Consider the following 15,396-nt stretch of genomic DNA (forward strand, 5'->3'; position numbering starts at 1 on the left):
GCATCCAGGGACGAACGCACCCGGGAGGGCGGGGAATTCCGGGGCGGGCGCCAGGCCCTGGCTTCAAGGCCGCTGGCCTGGAGGCAGGCCGCGCCGGGCCTTCACCCGGTCGATGAAGGTGTCGATGAGGTGGCGCGCGATGCTCAGCCGGGGCGGGATGCGCGGCAGCTCGTCCACGTCGAACCACCGGGCCTCGGCGATCTCCTTGCCGTCCACGGTGATGTCGCCGCCCGCGTACTCGGCCATGAAGCCCACCATGAGCGAGCGGCCAAACGGCCACGGCTGGCTGCCGAAGTAGGTGAGGTCCTTCAGGTCCACCCCCACCTCCTCCTTCACCTCGCGATGGACGGTCTCCTCCAGGGACTCGCCCGGATCCACGAAGCCCGCCACGGTGCTGAAGAACGGCTCCGGGAAGGTGGCGTTGCGCGCGAGCAGCATCTGGTCGCCGCGGGTGATGAGCACGATGACCGCGGGTGAGATGCGCGGATAGAACGGCGTGTGGTCCACCGGGCAGCGGCGCGCGCGCTCGCCCGCGACGAGCTGCGTGGGGCCGCCACACCGGCCGCAGAAGCGGTGGTTCACCTCCCACTCCGCGATGGACAGCGCGCGGCCGGCCACGGCGAACGTCACCTCGTCCACCTGCTTGTAGAGCGAGCGGGCGGGGACGGGCTTCATCCCTTCAGGCGGCGTGAAGTCCCCGGGCAGCGGCACGGCGTAGCAGTCGGTGTCGTCGAGCACGCCGAGGAAGTGGGCGTTGCCAGCGAGCTCCGGCAGGGCCGCGCCCCGGGGCAGGGCGAGCTGGCCGTCGTTGTCGGACACGAGCAGGTCCATGCCTCGCGCGGCGAACAGGAGCGCGGTGTCGCGCGAACGTGCGGGCGGGTCATACCCGGGCTGGAAGCGTTTCGGGGGGCTCACGGGGCCACCTTAACGGACGGCGCGGCGGGGCGCCGCGCGCTATGCTCCCGGCGTCCTGATTCCGGGAGTCACGCGTGAACGCCTTCATCCTGCGGCTGGTCTGTGGCCTGCTCTTCACCGGCATGGTGCTGGGCGTGGCGACCCATCCGCCCAAGGACCTCACCCAGGGCCTGGGCATGATGCTGCCCGCGACGATGCTGCTGGGCGTGGCGCTGAAGGGGCCCAAGGGGCGCTCGCTGCTGCAGAAGAAGCGCGTGCCGCCCCCGCCGCCGGTGTCCGGCGGTGGGACGCCCGGCGTCTGAAGGCGTCTCTACGCCAGGCCCTGCGCGCGCGTCAGTAGACGGCGAGCAGTTGCACGTCGAAGACGAGCACGGAGTCGCTGGGGATGACGGGCGGAGAGCCCCGGCTGCCGTAGCCCAGGTCCGAGGGGATGACGAGCTTGCGCTTGCCGCCCACGCGCATCCCGGCGACGCCCTGGTCCCAGCCGTCGATGACGCGGCCCTGGCCGAGGTTGAAGGAGAAGGGCTCGCCGCGCGGCAGGCTGCTGTCGAACATGGAGCCGTCCGGGAGCCAGCCGGAGTAGTGCACCTGGACGATCTTCCCGGCGACGGCCTCCGCGCCGGTGCCCACCGTCAGGTCCTGCGTGTACAGCCCGGTGTCGCTCTTGTTCATCGCGCCCAGGTCCACGCCGAGGGCCTCGGCGTACGTCACCTTGGCGGGGTCGCCCGAGGAAGAGTCGTCACCACAGCCCGCGAGGGCGAGCACGGCACCAAGAAGAAGGGGTCGAAGCATGGCCCGCAGCCTGCCCCGCGCGCGCGCTCCGGGGAAGAGGGGAGGGGCTCCGCGCGGCCTGCCCGCCCGGACGGCACCCCTGAAACCGGAGGGGCTCTGAGTGGCTAGAGGTCGCGCTGCATGTGGCGGTGGGGGATGCCCACCTCTTCGTAGGGTTCGCCGTACACCGCGTAGCCCAGCCGCTCGTAGAAGGGGACGACGGGGGCTCGGGCATGCAGGTGCACGTGGCGGAAGCCGCGCCGGCGCAACTCCTCCTCCAGCGCGCGCACCAGCCGCGCTCCCAGCCCCTGGCCCTGCAGCGAGGACGAGACCGCCATCTGGAAGAGCCGGCCGCCGTGCGCGTCCTCCGGGTGGAAGAGCACGCAGCCCAGGACGGTGCCGTCCGCGTGGGCCACCAGGTGGAGGCTGTCGTCCTCGAAGGGGAACTTCACGTCCGCGCGGGTGAAGCCCAGCGGCTCGCGCAGCACGCGGAAGCGCAGGTCCAGCTCCCCGTCGTACAGCGGGTGTCCGGGGTGGATGAAGTCGAGCGACGTGTCGGCCATGGCGCGGAGGATGATCAGAAGCTGCCGGTGAGCTGGAGGTTGAAGGTGCGGCCGTACTGGGGCACGGGTCCCGAGGACAAGTCCTCGCTCACGAGGAGGGCATAGCGCGTGTCGAGCAGGTTGTTCACGCCGGCGAAGTAGCGCAGCCGGCCATAGTCGCCAGACACGCCGAAGCCCAAGAGCAGCGCTTCGCCGCTGTCGGCGCCGGGGAGGCCGTCCACGCGCGCGCTCTGGTAGGTGGCCTGGGTCGCGATGCGCATGTCGCCGTTGCCCACGGGCAGCAGGAAGCGCCCGGAGGCCAGGTGCGCGGGCGCGGCCTGCACCACTTCCTGGGCGGCATTGGCCAGCCGCACGTAGGAGTAGCTCAGGTCCACCAGCAGCCAGCGGCCCGGCTGCCAGTGCAGCCCGGCCTCCGCGCCCCACGCGAACGTCGCGCCGGAGTTGTTCGTGAACACGAGGCACTGGGTGGGTGAGCCCTGGGTGCCGCAGCGGGGCGTGGGCGCGGCCTCGGTGATGAGCGTGACGAGCTGGGAGATGCGGTTGTGGTAGCCGGCCACCGTCAGGCGCAGATCATTCGTCAGGTCGTGCGAGTGCTCCACCTCGAAGGTGGTGATGGTCTCCGGCACGAGGCTTTCCGCGGGGCGCTGGGTGAGGAAGTTGTCCTGGTAGAACAGCTCGTAGACGTTGGGGGCCCGGAAGGCGCGGCCAATCACCAGCTTGGTGAGGCCCTTGTCGTAGGGCCGCCCGATGACGGCCAGGCGCGGCGTGAGCGGCAGCGAGTCCAGGTCGGTGTACTTGTCCACGCGCAGGCCCAGCGACAGGCTCAGGCGCGGGTGCAGGCGCCACTCGTCCAGCGCGTACACGGACAGCAGCGAGCGTCGCCGCGTCTCCAGCGTCCCCTCCACCGAGGGGCCCACGCTCTTCTGGGCCACGCGCAGCTGGGTCTGGCCCTCCACGCCGAACGTGAGGCGGTGCGTCTCGAAGAGGCCCACCAGCAGGCGCGCCTCGGAGGTGAGCCACTCCGCCGCGCCGGAGTCGGTGTTCGCCTGGAGGGTGTCGTCGCCGTAGTTCCAGTGGCCCTCGTAGCGGCTCAGGTCCACGGCGCCGCGCAGGGACAGGGAGACGCGCTCGGAGAGGGCGCGCTCGTACTTCGCCTCGGCGAAGCCGCGCACGTCCTGCACGCGGGTGCCCTGCGCGCCCACGACGGTGCCGTAGGGCGCGGTGGGCACGTCCTTCTTGCGCCCGTGGAGCTGGGCGACGAGGGACAGGTGGCCCAGGCGGACGCGCAGGGAGCCGGTGCCGGCCTGTTCGCCGTCCAGGCCGGTGACGATGGGGCCGGGGTTGCCCAGCAGGGTGGTGTCCGCGCCGCGCGCCTTCATGCCCGCGAGGCTGAAGAGGACGGAGCGGTCGGGGTCCTCCCACGACGTGGTGGCGTGCACGCGCGTGGAGCCCATCGCGCCCACGGAGCCGGTGATTTCGAGGCGCCGGTCCAGGCCCAGCGACTCGCGGGGCACGACGTTGATGACGCCGAAGAAGGCGCCCGTGCCGTACAGGGCGCTGCCGGGGCCGCGCACCACCTCGATGCGCTCCACCTCCTCCAGGTCCACGCTGAGGTCGTGCGCGGCGTAGCCCTGGCCGGCCCACACGTCGTTCATCGCGTGGCCGTCCCAGAGGATGAGGATGCGCGTGTTGAGGTCGCCCGGCGGGGAGAAGCCGCGCACGCCCAGGTAGGTGTACGTCCGGTCGTCGGTGAGGAAGAAGCCGCGCACGCCGGCCAGCGCCTCGGCGAGGGTGCGCCAGCCAAAGGCGCGCAGCTCCTCCGGCGTGAGCACGGTGGTGGAGGCGGGGGCCTCGTCCACGGACAGGAGGCTCTTGGACGCGGCGCGCACCGGGGGCGGTTCGTAGCGCAGGGTGGCGTGGACCCTCACCTCCTTGTCGGGGATGACGGTGACCTTCTGGCGCACGGGGCGCACGTCGCGGCTCTCCACCTCCAGCACGTGCTCGCCCTCCTGGAGGGTGACGACGGTGGGGGTGAAGCCCGCGGGCCGGCCGTCCACGCGCACCGTGGCGCCGTCGTGGTTGGACGTGACGACGACGCGGCCACTGGGGCGCGTCTGGGCGCTCAGGGTGACGCTGAGCGGCAGGGTGCCCTCGGCGGGCACGTCGAGGACGTACTGGCCGGGAGCGTGGCCGGGGGCGCGCACATGGAGCACGCGCTGGCCCGGGGACAGGCGCAGCTTCGCGGGGATGCGGCCCAGGACGGGGCCGGTGGGGCTGTCGCGCAGCTCGGCGCCCTCGGGGGTGCCGGTGATTTCGACGATGCCGGTGATGAGCCCCATGTCCAGGTCCAAGGGCACTTCGCGGCCCTTGGTGACGGTGACGATGGACTCCGTGGGGCGGTAGCCGTCCTTGCGCACGAGGACCTTGTGGCGGCCCGGTGTGAGCGCGAGCGTCTGCGGCGAGCGGCCCCGGCTGCCCAGGTCGGTGCGGTCCACGAAGACGTCCGCGCCCTTGGGGTTGGTGGTGACGCGCACCAGGGCGACCTTGGGGCGCAGCCGCTCCAGGGAGCGGGAGACCTCGTCGGCGTCCTCGGTGGGCAGGTCCTCCACCAGCAGGTCGTTGTAGTAGCGGTAGGCCTCGTTGAACTTGCCCAGGGCCTCGAAGCAGCGCGCGATGTTGAAGAGGACGTTGCGGTTGGGCACCAGCCGGTAGCTGGTGAAGTACGAGCGCAGCGCTTCGGTGTAGTTGCCGTGGGAGTACGCGTCGTTGCCCAGTTCGAAGGCGATGTCCGCCTCATCCGCCGTGTTGTCCGCCAGGGCGGGACCGGTGGTGAAGAGCAGCAGCGAGAGCAGCCAGGGGCCGAGGAGGGACACACGCATGGTGACGCCCTGCATTCTTCCCCCGATGACGTGTCAGGTCCATGACAGGGGGCCAGGGCCAGCGGATTGGCTCGCGTCCCGCCCGGCGGGGGTCAGCGGGCGAGCGCCGTCGCGAGCCGCAGCGCCGCGGCTTCCAACGCTTCCTCGGGAAGGTGTTCGCCGGGGGCCGCGTCAAAGACACCCCGGCCCCGCAGGTGCGCGGGTGTGTCCGCGAAGCGGGGGACCAGGTGCAGGTGGAAGTGGCGCAGCACGTCGCCAATGGCGAAGGCGTACACGTGCTCCGCGCCCAGCACCTCGCGTTGGGCGCGCATCACCCGGGCGGCGAAGGGCCCCAGCTCGCGCGAGGCCGCCTCTTCCAGGTCGTATCAGCCGCGCACGTGCTGCTCGCTGGTGAGCACCACCCAGCCGGAGACGGGGCTGGGCGAAGCCACCGCGTGAAGCACGAATCCAGGGGCGCGCGCCAGGACGCCACCGGTCGTGCGGGTGTCCCCGCGAACGATGGCGCAGCCCAGGCAGGGGTCATTGATGTTTGACATGCCGTGTCAGCCTAACACCCCCCTGGGTGAATTTCCCCCCACCTTGACGCCATGGCCCCGCCTCAGGGAGTGTCCGATTTCCGCCCTTTCGTAACTGCTGGGGCGTGAAAATTCTGTCACGAATTCAAGGGTGGGGACGATGAAGAAGTTTCTGATGATGGCTGTATTGCCGCTGCTGGTGGGGGGATGCGGCAGCGACGAGACCGATGCGAACAACGACGGTGTCGTGGACGGCATTCGCGATCCGAACAACGTGTCGGTGGTGGTGCCTTCGACGCCGAAGGGGACCGTGTCGGGCCAGGTGCTGGGCACGAACCTGATGCCGCTCGCGGACGTCACGGTGTCCATGACGATTGGCAGCCAGACGTCGCCCAAGACGGCGACGACGGACGCGGCCGGCAACTTCGTGATGACGGACGTGCCGGCGGCGGCGCAGGTGCTGCTGACGTTCAGCAAGACGGGCTACGCGACGCTGCGCGCGACGTCGACGGTGCCGGCCGAGGCGGGCACGGTGCCCATCAACAACGGCAACGCGAGCTTTGGTCCCATCACCCTGGCGCAGCTGAACAGCTCGCTGCGCTTCCACGTGGTGACGCCGGATGGCCGTCCGGCCGCGGGCGCGAAGGGCACGCTGGAGGTGGACAAGGCGGGCTCCATCATCCTGGGCAACTACGAGACGGGCACCTCCGTGGTGAGCAAGGTCTACGTGGAGGCCACCGCGGACGAGCAGGGTGTGCTGACGTTCACCGGCGTGCCCTCCGGCGCGGAGCTGGCGCGGCTGAATGGCAGCTACAACCTGTGGGTGTCCCCGCTGGACGCCAACGGTGACGGCGCCCCGGAGACGGGCGGCTTCGTGACGAGCTACTCGGGCAGCTCCATCGTGAGCACCAGCGTCACGCGCGTCATCAACCTGCCGTACACGCGGCCGCAGGGTGGTGCGCTCTTCATCGAGAGCAGCAACGTGAGCAGCCTCAAGGCTCCCGTGTCGACGGATCCCCTCAACAACATGGTCCGCCCGGGCGAGCCCGTCTACGTGTACTTCAACCAGCCGGTGCAGCCGGGCTCCATGCTCGTGCGCCTGACGGACGAGTACGCGAAGGAGTCGCTGCCGGTGACGGCCACCGTGAACAACGGCGGCTACTCGGCGACCATCTCCCCGGGCGCGGGGGTCGTCCAGGAGGGCAAGGAGTACAACCTCTTCGTGCGCGCGGTGTCCGCCGAGGGCGGCACCAACCTCACCCAGACGGGCTTCTTCTTCGGTGGCAGCCAGGCCACTCCGAAGGCCGTGACCATCGCCGAACTCCGCTACCAGGAGAAGGATCTGCCGCCTGCGGCCACGGCGACGCAGCTCAATGCTGGCGAGACGGTCTACGTGAGCTTCAGCGCGCCCCTCAAGAATCTGTCTGGCTATGATGTCCAGGTCTTCTTCGATGCGGACATCGACGGCAACGGCAGGAAGGGTGAGTACTCGGTCGGTGAGGTCGGCAACTACAGCGGCCAGGGCTTCCCGCTCTTCATCAACGAGCCCACGGGGCCCTACGCGACGCGCACGCCCGCCGAGAAGCCTGTCTTCGGAATCCAGCCGTCGACCTACAGCACCCGTTTCTCCTTCGTCTACCCCGGCTCCGTCGCGCTCGCTCCGGGCCAGGCGAAGATCGTCGTCGCCTTCTCCAAGCAGGCGTCCAACCAGGGGGTCAACGAGACCTATGAGAGCATCTGGGGCCAGCCCATGAATGTGGACCTGGAAGCGACGGGAATCGTGCTCCAGCCCGCGCCGACTGCGGCTCCGGCTCCGTGATTCGAGCCGTGTTGTCCTGACGCGGCGGTACTGAGTTGAACCTGATGCCCCTGTGAAGCCCAGGCTTCGCAGGGGCATCTTGCTGTGCGGAGGGGCCCACACGCGGCCACGTCCCTCCTGCCGGATCCCACGTCTTGAATGGAGACGGGCTCGCGAGGGATGCAACAGCGCGTGGACCCGTGATGGGATGGATCCCTTCTTGCTCTGCGCCGGACTCATGAAAAATCCGAAGAGCCTGCTGCTGATGCTGTGGATGATGGGCTCGGCCTGCATCCAGGTGCCTGACCTGGAACCGGGAGCGCTTCCGGATGCAGGAAGCCTGGATGCGCGTCCTGTCTCGGTGAACTGGCTGTCGCCCGAAGCCGGGAGTTCCACCAATGGGACGCTCCGGGTCAGCGTGGAGGTCACTGGCCCCTCTCCTGATCGTGTGGAGTTGTTGGTGGATGGCACGCCGGTGGGCCTGTTCTCCGCGTCCCATTCGCTGAACTGGGAGACCTGGTCGCTCGCTGAAGGTCCTCATGTCCTTGCCGTGCGCGCGACCCGGAACTCGCAGGTCTTCACGAGTCCCGAGCGCACCGTGACGGTGGATCGAACCCTCCCAAGGATGACTTCCCAGACCCCTGCCAACACCGCATCCTTTGTTCCAGCGGGCACGGCGATCCATGCGACGTTCTCAGAGCCCCTGCTGGCCTCCAGCGTCAGCACGCAGTCCATCCAATTGACGGTGAACTCCGCGCCATTCAGTGCGGACGTGTCGCTGTCAGGGGATGGAAGGGCGCTGACGATTTCTCCGCGTACCCCTTTGCCCGTGGACAGTCAGGTCGCTGTCACGATTGACGCCGCCGTCACCGATCTGGCGGGGAACAGGGTGGAAGCGACGTCCCGGGATTGGAGGTGGATGATCCCGTCCTATCTCCTGGTCGGAGAGCCGTTACTGGTCGGAAGCATGGAGACCAGCTACATCGACCAAACCTCGCTTCGAATCGGCGGAGACTCACGCCCTGTCGTGGCTTGGGCGCAGCGTGGCAGTGTCCACGTCAAGCGCTGGAACGGCGATGCGTGGGAGTATCTCGGCGGCCCGCTGAAGTCAGGCGCCACGAACAATGTCTGGGACAGCGCGCTTCAGATAGACACTGAGGGACGCCCCCTGGTGGCCTGGATCGAGTATTTCGAAAGCAGTATCAATCAGTTTCACGCTCGACGATGGAATGGCACGGCCTGGGAGTCCCTGGGCACGTTCCTGAACTCCAGTCTGTCAGGGGGGCGGATCGATTGGATGGATTTCAGCAGCGGGACGCAACAGGCCCCTGTGGTTGCATGGGAGGAGCGGAATGGCTCCCAACACCAGTTCGTGCTTCGTCAGTGGGATGGCAGTACGTGGGTTGAAAAGGCTCTACCTCTGCCTGTGCCGCGAGCAGGGAATGTCTACTCCCCGGGCTTTGACCTGGATGCCGCAGGGCGGCCTGTCTTTACGTTTGGGGCGAATGACGCGCAAGGGGCGGCTGTTGGCCACGTGGTGAGATGGAATGGGTCAACCTGGCAGGATATCTCGGAGGGGCTTGAGGGCTTTCCTACAGCCCGGGTCTTCCATCCTGATGGAAGCCTCTTGGTCGGCGTCACGGCGAGGGTCGAGGGGCGATGGAGACCGCTCGTCAAGCGGTGGAATGGGAGCGCCTGGCTTGCTGTGGGCGGGCCTGTGGACTCCGATTTCAGCACCCATGGACGGGCCCTCAATGGCATTGTCGTGGACGCTCAAGGCTTGCCGATGGCCCTGCTCACCGAGGTTCACACTCAACCTGGGACTTCGAGCACGGTGGGGCAGGTGCGGCAGTGGACCGGTGATCGCTGGGAGGACGTCTCCGGAGTCCTGCGACCGGCCCCTGGCATGTGGAAGCAGGGTCTGCCCTCACTGGCCCTCAGCGCAGACAGGGCGCCCGTCATCGCCTGGCTTGAAGGAACCGACCCAGCACTCGCCAACAGCGTGAGCGCCGTCCACGTGCATCGCGTCAACCAGTGACGCTCAGCACCCTCCATCCGCCCACACCCCCATCCAGCATCCCCCCTGTTTCACACCGGACGCCGGACCCGCCTTCCTTCTCCCTTCGTCCAGGGAAATCTTGCGAGAACGGGCGCTTTTTCAAGAACGTGTTTAGATTCATCCTGCCCCTCCCCTGCATGCGAGGCGTCTGCTCCATGAAGAACGCGGTCCTGACATCCCCGGAGAGCGAGCCGACCGCGAGCGGTGGGCCGGCTCCCGTGAACGCCAAGAAGCGCGTCCTCGTCGTGGACGACTTCGACGATGCCCGCGAGATGTACGCGGAGTACCTGGAATTCTGCGGGTTTGAGGTCGACACCGCCCGCAACGGCGTGGAGGCCGTGGAGCGCGCCCAGGTGGGGGAGCCGGACATCATCCTCATGGACCTGTCCTTGCCCATCATGGATGGCTGGGAGGCGACGCGGCGCATCAAACAGGACCTGCGCACCCGGGACATCCCGGTGATGGCCCTCACCGGCCACGTGCTCGCTGGCAACGCCGAACACGCCCTCTCCGTGGGCGCGGACGAGTTCGTCGCCAAGCCCTGCCTGCCGCAGGACCTGGAGAACAAGATCCGCAACATGCTCAAACCCAGCAAGGCGAAGCCCCGCTCGGGTCAGGAGTGAACCACCCCTGTCGCCGCTCCTGTCCGCTGGCGGACACTCGGGTGCGGCGCCCTGCTCCAGGCCGGCCTCCTGCGGGCCCCCGGGTTGACCCCCGGACGCGGGAGCCGTAGGCAACCCCGGTGGGCTCTCCCGCCTCGTCCCCCCCATCCGATGCGTGGACTCCTCCGGAGGAGTTCGACGAGTACCGCATCGTGCGGCCGCTCGGCCGGGGACGCACGGGCCGGGTGTATCTGGCGCACGACACGCTCCTGGAGCGCCCGGTCGCGGTGAAGTTCATCCCGTCGCTGGGGTCCAACGCCCTGGCGCGCTTCCTGGTGGAGGCCCGCGCCGCCGCCCGCATCCAGCACCCCAACGTCGTCACGCTGTACCGCGTGGGTCAGCTGGAGGATCAGCCGTACCTCATCTCCGAGTTCATCCGGGGCGTCAGCCTGGACCGGCTCTCCCGGCCCGTGTCGTGGGAGCGGGCGCTGGGCATTGGCCGGGACCTGGCCCGGGGGCTGGGCGCCGCCCACCGCCGGGGCGTGCTCCACCGCGACATCAAGCCCGGCAACGCCGTGCTCACCGAGAGCGGCGAGGTGAAGCTGCTCGACTTCGGGCTCGCCAAGCTGCTCGACCGCGCGGAGAGCAGCGAGCCCTCCGCCCCGCGCGCGCCCATGCCGCCCCCGGAGCTGCCCGCGGACTGGGACCCCGAGGCCAGCCCCGCCCTGGGCGCCCGCTCGCTGGATGGCGTCTTCCTGCCGTCGCTGCCACGCGGCTCGCTGGTGGGTACGCCGTACTACATGTCCCCGGAGGCCTGGGCCGGCGAGGAGCTCACCGCGCGCAGCGACGTGTACTCGCTGGGTGTCGTGCTCTACGAGCTGTGCGCAGGCCGCGGCCCCTTCCGTGACGTGCCCTGGCGCGAGCTGTCCGAAGCCGTGCGCACCCGCGACGTGCGGCCCCTCCTGGAGGTCGCCCCATCGGTGGACCCCGGCTTCGCCGCCGCCATCGACAAGTGCCTGCGCCGGGACCCGGGCCAGCGCCACGCGTCCGCCGCGCAGCTGCTCGACGCGCTGGAGGCCCTGACGCGCGAGGAGGTGCCCGTCGTCGTCCCGGAGGGCAATCCCTACCGCGGCCTCCAGGCCTTCGAGGCCGAGCACCGCTCGCTCTTCTTCGGCCGCCGCCGTGAACAGCGCGCCGTGCTGGAGCGCCTCAAGGCGGAGGCCTTCCTGCTGATGACGGGCGACTCCGGCGTGGGCAAGTCGTCGCTGTGCCTCGCCGGCATCCTGCCCGCCGTATGCGACGGCGCGCTGGAGGACGGCCGGCGCTGGCGCACCGCGCGGCTCGTGCCCGGCCGCAGGCCCGTGTCCGCGCTCGCCGCCGCGCTCGCCCCGGTGCTGGAGGTGGGCGAGGAGCCGCTCGCGGAGACGCTGCGCCAGGACCCCACGTCCCTTGGCCGGAGGCTCCGCGCGAAGCTGGGCACCCAGGGCGGCCTGCTGCTCTACATGGACCAGCTCGAGGAGCTGGTGACGCTGTCGCCTCCCGAAGAGGCCGCGACCGCGGGCGCCGCGCTGGGCTCGCTCACGGAGGCGGCCGGCGGACTGCGGCTCCTGGCCACCGGGCGCAGCGATTTCCTCACCCGCCTCACCGGCGTGCCCGGCCTGGGGCCGGAGGTGCCGCACGCGCTGTACCTGCTGCGCGCGCTCACCCCGGAGGAGACGCGCGAGGCCATCGTCGGCCCCGCGCGCGTCAAGGGCGTGCGCTTTGAATCCGAGGCCGTGGTGGATGCACTCGTCGCCTCCACGGCGGCCTCCGACGGCGGCCTGCCGCTGCTCCAGTTCGCGCTCGCGGAGCTGTGGGACGCTCGCGACGAGGCCCAGGGCGTGATGACGCAAGCGGCGCTGGATTCGCTGGGCGGCGTGTCCGGGGCGCTCGCGCGGCACGCCGACGCCGCCGTGGCCCGCCTGCTGCCGGATCAACGGTCCGCGGCGCGCGGGGTGATGCTGCGCCTGGTCACCGCGGATGGCACCCGCGCGCGCAAGACGGACCGCGAGCTCGTGGGCGATGACCCCCGCTACCGCGCCGCGCTGGAGGCCCTGGTGCGCGCGCGCCTGCTCGTCGCGCGCGAAGGGGAGGGCGGCACCGCGTACGAGCTGGCCCACGAGGCGCTGCTCACCGGATGGACCACGCTGGCGCGCTGGCTGGTGGAGGCGGGCGAGCGCCGCGAGGTGCAGGCCCGGCTGGAGGCCGCCGCCGCGCAGTGGGAGCGCCTGGGCCACGCGCGCGAGTCACTCTGGGGCCCGCGTCAGCTCGCGGAGACGGCGGTGCTGGAGCCGTCCGAACTCACCCGGCGCGAGCAGTCCTTCCTGGAGACCTCGCGCCGCACCGGCGTGCGCAGCCGGCGCCTGAAGCAGGGGCTGGCGCTGGGCTTCCTCCTGTCGCTGGCCCTGGTGTACGCGGGCCTCCAGTGGCGCGAGCGCCGCATCCTCGACGGGCGCGTGCGCGCGGAGCTGGGCGCGGCCACCGCGGAGCTGACCGCCGTGCGCGGCGAGCGCGACGCGCTCCAGGCCGAGCGCGCCGAGGCCTTCCGCCTCTACGACTCCGGCCACAAGTCGGACGGCGACCGCAGCTGGTTGAAGGCCACCGGACACGCGGCCCAGCTGGCCCACCACTTCGACGTCGTGGCGGACCGGCTGGAGCGCGCGCTGGCCCTGGCACCCGGCCGCGCCGACGTGCGCGACGCGCTGGCGGACTTCCTCTACGAGCGCGCCCTGTGGGCCGAGAGCGAGCGCGAGCCCGTGCTGCCCGCGCTGCTGCAGCGGCTGCGCCTCTACGACCCGGAGGGCCTCCGCTGGCAGCGCTGGAACGCGCCCGCACGCCTGTCGCTGGCCCTGGACGTGGCCGTGCCCGGCGCCACCGCGGAGCTGCGCCCCCTGTCACGCGCGCCCGGAGGCCCGGAGGTCGCGGGCGAACCCGTGCCGTCCACGGGCGCGCTGCCGTGGAGCGACGTCACCGTGGCGCCCGGCCCCTACCAGCTCACCGTGCGCGCGCCGGGCCACGAGGACGCGGTGCAGCCGCTGCTCCTCCAGCGCGGTGAGGCGCGGCGCGTCGTCCTGCCGCTGCCCCGCGCGGGCTCGCTGCCGGCGGGCTTCGCCTACGTGCCCCCGGGCGAGGTGCGCTTCGGCAGCGCCGCCGAGTCCAGCGTGCGCGACTTCTTCAACGCCGTCCCCCTGCACCCGGTGCCCGTGCCGGCCTTCCTCGTCGCCCGCCATGAGACGACGTTCGCGGACTGGCTGGTGTACCTGGCGGCCCTGCCCCCGCCGGAGCGCGAGCGGCGCCAGCCCCGCGTGGGGACCGGCGGCTATGCCGGGGTGCTCGCGCTGGAGCAGGACGCGGGCGGCTGGCGGCTGCGCTTCCAGCCCGGTGGGGTGCTCTACACGGCCCGGAGCGGTGAGCCCCTGCGCTACGCCAAACGCTCCCAGCGCCGGGAGCAGGACTGGCGCCAGTTCCCGGTGAGCGGCATCTCCTTCTCCGACGCGGAGGCCTACGCGGCCTGGCTCAACACGTCCGGGCGCGTGCCAGGGGCGCGGCTGTGCTCGGAGCTGGAGTGGGAGCGCGCCGCGCGCGGCGTGGACGGCCGCGAGTACCCCCACGGCAACCGGCTGGCCCCGGACGAGGCCAACGTGGACACCACCTACGGCAAGGAGCCGGGCAGCTTCGGCCCGGACGCCGTGGGCAGCCACCCCGCGTCCCGCAGCCCCTTTGGCGCGGACGACATGGCCGGCAACGTGTGGGAGTGGACGCGCTCGTTCCTGGAGCCCGGCCGCCCGGTGGCCCGCGGAGGCAGCTACTCGTTCGCTGTCACCTCCGCGCGCTCCACCAACCGCGAGTTGCCGGAGGCCTCCATGCGCGACGTCGCGGTGGGCCTGCGCGTGTGCGCGGACCTGCCGGCGTCCGCCGCGGGCGCTGGCCCCTGAGTCCCGGATGAGCCCCGGCCCGGACTGAGCATCACCCAACGATTGAACCCCTGGGGAACCCCGGGATTCGCCCTCGGGTCGCTCCCAAGTGGAAGCTACCGGACGCTGCAAGTGCCCGTGAGGGCTTGCCCCAGTTGCCGCTCCTCCCCCCCATTCCCACCTTCTGAACAGGAAGCACGGTGCGGGGTCGGGGTCGGGCAGGGGAAGGGGCATCCAGATGAAGACGTTGCAGCGAGTGGTCGCGGCGTGTCTTGCCGTCGTGGCAGTGGGCTGTGGCACGGAATCTTCGGAGCCCGAGGCTCCCTCCCTGCGCTCGCAGGTGGCGGAGATGGTGTCCCCCAATGGGCGCAACCTGAATGGCCGCAACCTGAACGGCCGCAACCTCAACAACTCCGAGCTGGGCAGCATGCTCGTGTCCGTGGACTACGCGGACGCCCGCTCCGCCAACGGCAAGGTGCTCGCGGGCGTGCGGCTGGAGGGCTCGGCCTTCGTCGGCTTCGACGGCACCACCCGCGTGACGGGCACCGCCTTCACCGGCGCGCGCTTCACCGGCCGGCTCGGTGACGGCTCCGCCCTGCCCCTGCGCGTGGACAACATCGCCCAGGGCACCGGCGTGGACAGCGACCTGTGGTCCTACCGCGTCTCCTACCAGGGCAGCGACGGCAGCTGGCGCTCGGTGTGCCAGGACGCCAACGGCGAGGACGCCGCCGCCATCGCGGTGGCCGGCCGCTGGGACTACCGCCAGGGCGTGCCCGGCGAGGGCGGCGCCCGCATCGAGGACGCCAGCGCCTTCACCTTCGCCTGCGAGGGCGCCGCCATCGCGAAGTGCATGCACTTTGGCTACAAGCCGTGGGCCACCGGCGCGGACGGGCAGAGCCTCGCGGGCCACCACCAGGCCTGCACCCGCATGGTGCGCGCGGACTTCTGCGGCGACGGCGAGTCGCACACCACGGATGGCCAGTGGGTCAACCTCTACGACGGCGCCGGCGTCCAGAGCGACACCGAGTCCTGGAGCCTGGAGGGCGAGTGGAACGAGGACGGCGCCCGCTGCTTCACCTCCACGACGCGCGCCCACGCCGCTGTCACCTGCTCCGGCTTCACCGCCCTCCCGAGCTGCGGCGACACCGCCCACTTCCAGTCCGGCACCCGCCTCATCAGCGAGACGCCCTACGGCATCACCGGGTTGTAGCCTGCCAGGTTACAACAATGGCTGGCTTGTAGCGGGATAGGTTACAAAACCGGCAAGTCGTTAAAAGTCAGTGTTTCATGTTATGAGAAACGCCTGATTCACATCCGGGAGCCCTGGGGGCTCTCCGGGTG

10 protein-coding genes and 1 pseudogene are annotated in these 15,396 nt (G+C 70.7%); 6 read left to right on the plus strand and 5 right to left on the minus strand.

All coding sequences use genetic code 11. The annotated features are described in order from the left end of the window. Positions 1–63 precede the first annotated feature (63 nt). Positions 64–915 (minus strand): NAD(+) diphosphatase, encoded by an 852-nt coding sequence (gene nudC, locus D7X12_RS29010; RefSeq protein WP_120628507.1) that lies wholly within the window; start codon positions 913–915, stop codon positions 64–66. Between the two features lie 74 nt (positions 916–989). Between nudC and D7X12_RS29015 the strand changes: the two genes are divergently transcribed. Beyond that, positions 990–1,217 carry a hypothetical protein gene (locus tag D7X12_RS29015; RefSeq protein WP_120628508.1) on the plus strand — a complete coding sequence of 76 codons (228 nt, stop codon included), beginning with the start codon at positions 990–992 and terminating at the stop codon, positions 1,215–1,217. A gap of 31 nt (positions 1,218–1,248) precedes the next feature. On the opposite strand, the gene D7X12_RS29020 is transcribed toward D7X12_RS29015, so the two are convergent. The 4 genes and pseudogenes from D7X12_RS29020 to D7X12_RS29035 form a co-directional block, all read right to left on the minus strand. Further along, entirely contained in the window at positions 1,249–1,707 is a 459-nt protein-coding gene (locus tag D7X12_RS29020) for an FKBP-type peptidyl-prolyl cis-trans isomerase (protein WP_120628509.1), read from the minus strand. A 104-nt stretch (positions 1,708–1,811) separates the two neighbouring features. After that, complete coding sequence (locus D7X12_RS29025) at positions 1,812–2,249, minus strand: GNAT family N-acetyltransferase (RefSeq protein ID WP_120628510.1); 438 nt, start codon at positions 2,247–2,249, stop codon at positions 1,812–1,814. Between the two features lie 14 nt (positions 2,250–2,263). Beyond that, positions 2,264–5,128 carry a TonB-dependent receptor domain-containing protein gene (locus D7X12_RS29030; RefSeq protein ID WP_120628516.1) on the minus strand — a complete coding sequence of 955 codons (2,865 nt, stop codon included), beginning with the start codon at positions 5,126–5,128 and terminating at the stop codon, positions 2,264–2,266. 92 nt (positions 5,129–5,220) lie between these two features. Continuing rightward, a pseudogene (locus D7X12_RS29035) lies at positions 5,221–5,664 on the minus strand (HIT family protein). Positions 5,665–5,803: 139 nt separating this feature from the next. Between D7X12_RS29035 and D7X12_RS29040 the strand changes: the two are divergent. From D7X12_RS29040 to D7X12_RS29060, 5 genes are all read left to right on the plus strand, one after another. Then, positions 5,804–7,462 (plus strand): carboxypeptidase-like regulatory domain-containing protein, encoded by a 1,659-nt coding sequence (locus tag D7X12_RS29040; RefSeq protein WP_120628511.1) that lies wholly within the window; start codon positions 5,804–5,806, stop codon positions 7,460–7,462. A 187-nt stretch (positions 7,463–7,649) separates the two neighbouring features. Continuing rightward, on the plus strand, positions 7,650–9,479 hold the full coding sequence (locus tag D7X12_RS29045; protein ID WP_120628512.1) for an Ig-like domain-containing protein: 1,830 nt from the start codon (positions 7,650–7,652) through the stop codon (positions 9,477–9,479). Between the two features lie 176 nt (positions 9,480–9,655). Next, a complete protein-coding gene (locus tag D7X12_RS29050) occupies positions 9,656–10,123 on the plus strand; it encodes a response regulator (RefSeq protein ID WP_120628513.1) in 468 nt (155 codons plus the stop codon). Positions 10,124–10,242: 119 nt separating this feature from the next. After that, on the plus strand, positions 10,243–14,076 hold the full coding sequence (locus D7X12_RS29055) for an nSTAND1 domain-containing NTPase (protein ID WP_120628514.1): 3,834 nt from the start codon (positions 10,243–10,245) through the stop codon (positions 14,074–14,076). Positions 14,077–14,293: 217 nt separating this feature from the next. Beyond that, entirely contained in the window at positions 14,294–15,265 is a 972-nt protein-coding gene (locus D7X12_RS29060) for an ADYC domain-containing protein (RefSeq protein WP_120628515.1), read from the plus strand. The last annotated feature ends 131 nt before the right edge of the window (positions 15,266–15,396 follow it).

Source organism: Corallococcus sicarius, assembly GCF_003611735.1.
Taxonomy (GTDB): domain Bacteria; phylum Myxococcota; class Myxococcia; order Myxococcales; family Myxococcaceae; genus Corallococcus; species Corallococcus sicarius.